Origin of the sequence: Streptomyces spongiae (genome assembly GCF_009377185.1) — a bacterium.
GTDB classification, from domain to species: Bacteria; Actinomycetota; Actinomycetes; order Streptomycetales; family Streptomycetaceae; genus Streptomyces; species Streptomyces spongiae.
This window is the reverse complement of the sequence record NZ_VJZC01000560.1, coordinates 1-6,511: the sequence shown is the minus strand read 5'-3', so window position 1 is coordinate 6,511 and position 6,511 is coordinate 1. Positions and strand designations below refer to the sequence as shown.

5 protein-coding genes and 1 pseudogene are annotated in these 6,511 nt (G+C 72.6%); 2 read left to right on the top strand and 4 right to left on the bottom strand.

Features of this window, described 5'->3' with window-relative positions; genetic code table 11:
• From FNH08_RS41430 to FNH08_RS41415, 4 genes and pseudogenes are all read right to left on the bottom strand, one after another.
• Window positions 1-662: pseudogene (locus FNH08_RS41430) on the bottom strand (O-antigen ligase family protein); the annotation flags it as partial.
• 96 nt (window positions 663-758) lie between these two features.
• Entirely contained in the window at window positions 759-2,201 is a 1,443-nt protein-coding gene (locus FNH08_RS41425; RefSeq protein WP_322726306.1) for an exopolysaccharide biosynthesis polyprenyl glycosylphosphotransferase, read from the bottom strand.
• Window positions 2,198-3,433: a glycosyltransferase family 4 protein gene (locus FNH08_RS41420; RefSeq protein ID WP_152776676.1), complete on the bottom strand. Its 1,236-nt coding sequence runs from the start codon at window positions 3,431-3,433 to the stop codon at window positions 2,198-2,200. The genes FNH08_RS41425 and FNH08_RS41420 overlap by 4 nt, the downstream gene beginning before the upstream one ends.
• A gap of 41 nt (window positions 3,434-3,474) precedes the next feature.
• Window positions 3,475-4,566: a DUF3344 domain-containing protein gene (locus FNH08_RS41415; protein WP_152776675.1), complete on the bottom strand. Its 1,092-nt coding sequence runs from the start codon at window positions 4,564-4,566 to the stop codon at window positions 3,475-3,477.
• A gap of 376 nt (window positions 4,567-4,942) precedes the next feature.
• Between FNH08_RS41415 and FNH08_RS41410 the strand changes: the two genes are divergently transcribed.
• Together FNH08_RS41410 and FNH08_RS53310 are read left to right on the top strand one after the other, a co-directional pair.
• Complete coding sequence (locus tag FNH08_RS41410) at window positions 4,943-5,677, top strand: hypothetical protein (protein ID WP_152776674.1); 735 nt, start codon at window positions 4,943-4,945, stop codon at window positions 5,675-5,677.
• Between the two features lie 669 nt (window positions 5,678-6,346).
• Window positions 6,347-6,469, top strand: coding sequence for a hypothetical protein (locus tag FNH08_RS53310; protein ID WP_265579839.1), 123 nt, complete (start codon window positions 6,347-6,349; stop codon window positions 6,467-6,469).
• Window positions 6,470-6,511: the final 42 nt, after the last annotated feature.

Genomic DNA, 6,511 nt, shown 5'->3' with positions numbered 1-6,511 from the left:
GCCGTGAACACCCCCACCGCCCGCCTGAGCCCCGCCAGCAGCACCTGCAGTCCGCACGCGACCGCCGTGGCGATCCAGGCCCCCCGGCTGAACGACACCGCGAGCGGCACCACCAGCACCACCGCGCACAGCGCGGCGACCACCCGCTGCCGGGCAGGCGCCACGTCCGACACGGACCCCAGCGCCAGCCCGACCGCGCACACCAGCCCGAACGACACGACCGTGGCCATTCCCATGACGTCCGTCGGCCCGAAGGTGCCCACCGCCCGGATGTCCGCACCCGCGTAACTGGCCCCGGTCCCGGTGACGTACTGGTGCACGCCGACGGCCCCCTGCCACAGCGCCAGTCCGACCAACGACCAGGCCAGCACCCGGAAGTCCGCCCGGCCGCGCACGCTCAGCAGGACCGCCGCCGGCACCAGCACGAAGATCTGCAGGTACCGGGCGAACCCGGTGGGCCAGGACCCGAGGGGTGCGGCCCCGGCCACGGCCAGCGCGAGTCCGAGGACGGGCAGCCCCAGCACCACGGCGGCCGTCCGGGACAGCGGGCGCCGGCGGTCCCGTACGAGACGGATCCCGCACCACAGCACCAGCAGCCCGGACATGGCGTCCGCCGCGGTCGCTCCGCCCTCGCCGCCGGGGGCGACGGGCAGCGCCAGCATGGCGATCACCGCCACCACCGGCAGGACGGGCGACACCCTCACGGGGAGGTGCCACCCCGCTCGGGCGGGGCCGAGAGCCTGGGGGAGGGCCACGGGTCAGCTCCCCGTGGGACGGACGAGCGTGACCGCCGTGCGCAGCAGGATGCAGATGTCCTGCCACAGCGACCAGTCGTCGATGTACGCGTTGTCGAACCGCGACCGGTCCTCGATGGAGGTGTCGCCGCGCAGCCCGTGGATCTGGGCGAGGCCCGTGATGCCGGTCCGCATCCGGTGGCGCTCCCCGTAGCCCGGGTGTGCGTCGCTGAACTTACTGACGAAGTAGGGGCGTTCGGGGCGCGGCCCGACCAGGCTCATGTCCCCCTTGAGGACGTTCCACAACTGGAGCAGCTCGTCCAGGGAGCTCCTACGCAGGAAGCGGCAGAACCAGCGCATCTCGTGCTCGTTCGCCACGCTCCACCGGGTCGCGGCCTCGTGTGCGTCGGCGGGGCGGTGCGTACGGAACTTCAGCAGCGTGAACGGCCGCCCGCCCTTGCCGATCCGCTCCTGCCGGAACACGACCCCGGGCCCCTCGGTCAGCCGCAGCACCACGGCGGTGACGAGCAGCAGCGGGCTGACCAGAAGCAGCAGGGTCCCGGAGACGGCGATGTCCAGCGCCCGTTTGTGGGGGCCCTCATGACGTTCGGCCGGCTCCATGCGCCGACACGTGAATCCGGCGAGGCGCTCACCTCTCCGGTCGTACGACGGCGATTCCGCGTCCACCAGCCACAGCACGCACCCCGCCGCGGCCAAGTCCCTCAGCAGCGGGGCGTGTTCGGTGCGGGGGCCCACGACGAGGACGGCCTGGACGCTGTTCTGGACGATCGCCCGCCGCACCTCCTCGTCGGTGGTGAGCACCGGCAGCCCCTCGTCCCCGGCGGGCTGGCCGGCCACCACGCCCACGGGCCGCAGCCCGCAGCGGGGCCGACGCAGAAACGCGGCGGCCACGCGTTGCGCGGTCGCCGCGGGTCCGACCACCAGAGCGGCCGCGGGCCTGCGCAGCAACGCCCGGCGCCGCTGCCAGTGCACGGCGCCCCGGCCCGTGCAACTCGCCGCCGACTGCAGGGCGCAGCCGAGGGCGAGAGTGCCGGCGGACAGCACATGGTCCGGGGAATACGCCGCCACCGCCGCCGCGAGCACGGCCCAGCCGACGGCGACCCGTGCGCAGACGGCGGGCAGTTCGTCGAGCACCGCGGGGACGGCGGGCGGCCGGTAGAGCAGTGCCCGCGCGTTCAGGCACACGACGGCCAGCAGTATCCCGGCCACCAGCAGCGGGCGCCACGGTGTCCGGGCGTCGGTGAGGGCCAGGGCGACCAGGAGCGCGGCGCCCGCGTCCACCGCGAGCAGCGCGAGCCGCGCGACGCGCTGGTGCGGCACGGGGCGTCGCGTGGCCGGGAACCCGGAGCCGTCCGTACTTCCGCGCGGAGTGATGACCGAGACAGTCGAGGATCCGTACTCCCGTGGCTCTGCGCCGGGGGAGGGAACGGTACTTTCCGCAGTCACGAGTGGATGGACTCCCTGTACTCGGTGGTTTCCCCGCTCGGGGTGTGCTCGACGGACGCGGAGCGCGGCGCGCGACCGGAGCGGGCCGCGTCCTCGCCTCCCGCACCGGTTCCGTCGCCCAGCAGTTCGTGGTAGACGTCCGTCACGGCGCCGGCCATGTGCCGCACGTCGTGCTTGGTCAGAACGTGGCGGCGTCCCAGCCGGCCGAGTGACTCGCGCAGCGGCGGATCGAGCAGCAGCCGGGTCACCGTGGTCGCCAGCGCGGCCGGATCATCGGCCGGCACGGGTTCCTGACCCGCCGGCAGGCTCTCGCGGGCCCCGTCCACATCCGTGATCACGACGGCCCGGCCGCACGCCATGGCCTCCAGCGGCGCCAGCGCCATGCCCTCCCAGCGGGACGGCAGGACGACGAGATCGGCGGCCTGGTACCAGGGCGTGGCGTCGGCGGCGGCCCCGGCGAACAGCACACCGTCGGGCGCGAGCGCCCGCAGCGCCTCCGCGTCCGGCCCGTCGCCGACCAGCACGAGCCGGGCCCCCGGCACCTTCCGGACCACCGTGCGCCACGCCGACAGCAGGACGTCCTGCCCCTTCTGGCGGCACAGCCGCCCGACACACACGACCAGCGGAGTGTCCGCACCGAGACCGGCGAGCAGCGGGATCTGGGCCCGTACGGCACCGAGGGCCGCGGGACGAAAACGCCCCGGATCGACTCCGTTCGCGATCACCCGCCAGCGGGCCCGTACCCCGGCGCGCTCGCCGGTGACCCGCTCGGCCTCACTGACGCACACCACCCGGTCGGCCCAGCGGGCGCCCCACCGCTCCCACTTGAGGGCGAGGGAGGCGGTGACCCCGCCCACCGCCTCGAACGACCAGGCGTGCGGCTGGAACACGGTCGGGATCCGTCCGCGTACGGCGAGCCGCGCGGCCAGCCCCGCTTTGGCGCTGTGCGCGTGCACCAGGTCGGGCCGTACGTCCGCGAGGACGCGCCGCAGGTGTCGTACCTCCTGCACGAGCGTGCGCCCCGGCGAACGCGTCGCGTGCCAGTGCCGTACGTCCGCGCCGATGGCCCGGAGGGTGGGGGCGAGTCCGCCGCCGGGGCAGGCGACCGTGACGTGCAGTCCGTCGGCGAGCTGAGCTCGCATCAGGTCCGTCACGATCCGGGCCACCCCGCCGTCCACGGGCTGGGTGATGTGCAGGATGCGCGAGGGAGGGGCCGACGGTGACTGGTTCATGGGTGGTCCTTGCTCACGGAACCGGTGTGGGGCGGAGTGCCTCACGACCTGGCGTCCACGGCGACGAAGAGGACGCCGACCCAGGCGGTGTCCCGCCGCGAGGCGATCCGGAACGCCAGCCGGTCACCGCCGCGCCGGATGCCCTCGCGCAGATCGAGGACGTCGGAGTCGTAGCCGAGCGTGTTCGGATGGTCGGGCGCACGGTCCGGGCCGGCCCCGCCGAACTCGCTGATCGTCGAGTTCAGTACGTCGTCCTGGGGGTTGGCCCCGTCGCCCAGCGCGACCGCGTCCTGGCCGCCGGCGGACACGGTGAACGCGTCGCCCTGTGAGCCGCGGTCCCCGTTGTAGGCGACCAGGCCGACCCGTCCGCCCGCGCCCTCCGGGAACGGCATCTCCGAGATCCGGACCTCCTGGTCCCGGTCGGCCGTGAGAGCGCCGAAGCCGTCCCACAGCGCCAGATGACGCCGCGGCTCCGACTCGTTCTCGTACGCCACCACGAGCGTCCAACCGCCCCAGGCGCCGACGGGCGAGCGGCCTCTGGCCACGTTGAGCTGGGCCACGGTGTAGAGCCCCGCACCGCTGGACCGCACCAGCGACGTGACGTCGGCGGTGGCCTGGTAGGCGTCCGCGCCGTGCGCCACCTGGTGCCCGATCACCGAGTCCGCGAGCACCTCCTTGTACGCGCCCCCGGCCTCCGAGACCAGCACCCGCCCGTTGTCCTCCGGTGGCTTCTGTTCCCCGACCCGCAGGTTGCCGCCCCAGTACAGGCGCGCGTACGTCACCCGCGCGCCCTTCGGCAGACGCACCTCGCCGTGGCTGGAGTTGTAGGTGTTGGGGTCGCTGTCCACGTCGACATAGGTCATGTCGAAGTCGCCGTTGGCCGCCCCGCGACCCTCACGGGCGCTGTTGCACGACTGCGCGGCCGTTTCGCAGGTGGCGGCCGAGTTGGCCGCACGCACGATCCCACCGTGCTGCACCGCGCGGTACCGCTGGGCGAACGCGAGGCTGTCGGCCTCCGGTGCGGCCGGAGCGGCCGGTGCGGCAGCGGGGGAACTGCCGGGCGCACACATCGCCGCGAGGGCGAGGACGCCCACGACCGCACGGGGAAGCAGCGGACCCAGGGAATGGCGCATGACCGTCGGTGCCCTTTCAGAACAGGTGGCGGTGGCTGGAGCGGCACGAGTGCGATGTGTCCGCGCCGAGGAGTGCATGGGGAGATTCGCAACCCTAGCCACTAACCGGACAAAGACGGTGATATTCGATGAAAACCGATAAGTGTGTCGGAATAGTTAAACCCGAACATCCCTGGAATGCCACCTCGGACGGGCGGGCGGGTGCCGTTCCGCCGAACGGGGGCCGCGGCGCAGTAGGTCTGACGTATCGTCTGATCAGGCAGGACTCGGCGACCGAGGGACGCGCGCACTCACGGGCGGCGCATGATCGGTTGCGAGAAGCCGTGGGCGCTCTCACGGTGGGCTCAAGACTCAGCGCCCGCCGAAGGGAATGCCCATGCCTGCTCTTTCCGCACGGCACATCGCGTCCAGCGCGCTGTGCGCCGCTCTCCTGGTCGGGATCACCGGCCCCGCCGCCATGGCCGCCGACCCGGCCCGCGAGCGAAGCCACGCGGTGCCGGCCGATGCGCGGCTCCCCCGCGCTGAGGCGTTGCTCGCGAAACTCAGAGATGTCAACGGAGGTGAACTCGCCCCGGTCGCCGACCTGCTGCACGCCGCACTCGAGGCGGACGGCGGCAGGCTGTCCGCCGCCGAGGCCAGGAAACTGGGCGCTGCCGCGAAGCGCGCCCTGGCCAAGGTGTCCGTCGAGGCTCCGTCTACCACGACCACGACTACGACCACGACCACGTGGGACCCGGCGGCGGACATGCTGTCGGCTGACTTCGGGCAGTCCGCCGGCCTCGCGGACGACGACGACCTGGACGATCTGTTCGACGACCTGCTGGACGGCGTGCTGGAGGACCTGCTGGAGGACGTCGGCGAGGCCGTCGACCGGCTCGTGGAGGCGATCACCGTCAGCGCCCGCGACGTGCAACCGGAGGTCGACGATCTGCTGACCGTGTTGGAGGACCTCGTCGACTCGCTGCTCGACGAGAGCCTGTCGGAGTCGGTCTCGTCCGACGTGAAGGTGTCCAGCACCCAGACACAGACATCGACCGTGAAGTCTTCCGACTCGGCCCTCAACCTCCCCGTGCTCGCGCCGCTGACGCAGGTGCTGCTGTCAATTCTGTGAGCGTCATACGGTACGGCTGGTTGTCCGTCCAGTCGTGGTGCCGACCCCTCCGGGGCGGCACCACGACTGTTGTTCTTCCAGCCCTTCTTCCACGCTTTCCCGGCTCCCGGGGGCCGGTTCTCGGAGATCTCATATGAGGAATTCGCATTTTACGGAACCCCGGTTTCCGCCCCGGCCAGGGATCGTTAGGCACGGCGACAGAATTCCCTTCCGGCGACGAGCGTTGCCGAAGAGAGGAACACGATGAAGTCCCTGAAGGCTGCCGCCGTCGTTGCCGGGTCCTTGATTGCCGCCGGTTCCGCCGCACCCGCGTTCGCCCAGGACGCCGTCGCCCAGGCGCCGACCGGCTACAGCGCTCCCGACCAGGCGCCCGCCGGCCACAGCGCTCCGGCTCAGGCGCCTGCTGTTCAGAGTGCTCCGGTTCAGGCTCCGGCTCAGGCGCCTGCTGCGCAGAGTGCTCCGGCTCAGGCCCCGGCCTACAGTGCTCCGGCTCAGGCGCCTGCTGTTCAGAGTGCTCCGGTTCAGGCTCCGGCTCAGGCGCCTGCTGCGCAGAGTGCCCCGGCTCCGGCTCAGGCTCCGGCTCAGGAGCCCGTTGCCCAGAGCGCTCCCGCTCAGGAGCCCGCTTCCCTCGGCGCCCGCGACCTGGCGACCACCGACCTCAGCGGCGGCATGACCACCAAGGTTCCCAGCGGCCTGACCAGCGGGACCAACGGCACGCTGCTCCCCACGGCGAAGGAGGCCGCGGCCGCGGTGAACGAGGCCAAGCCGGTGCACGGCAATCTGTGGCTGTAGGGCTGAGTCCCGCCGCACGGAGGAGCGGCCCCCGGTGAAGAC

Excerpts from the sequence above, each read along its gene's own strand:
- FNH08_RS41415 (WP_152776675.1), bottom strand. The coding sequence starts at position 4,566 with ATGCGCCATTCCCTGGGTCCGCTGCTTCCCCGTGCGGTCGTGGGCGTC.
- FNH08_RS41410 (WP_152776674.1), top strand. The coding sequence starts at position 4,943 with ATGCCTGCTCTTTCCGCACGGCACATCGCGTCCAGCGCGCTGTGCGCC.
- FNH08_RS41420 (WP_152776676.1), bottom strand. The coding sequence starts at position 3,433 with ATGAACCAGTCACCGTCGGCCCCTCCCTCGCGCATCCTGCACATCACC.
- FNH08_RS53310 (WP_265579839.1), top strand. The coding sequence starts at position 6,347 with ATGACCACCAAGGTTCCCAGCGGCCTGACCAGCGGGACCAACGGCACG.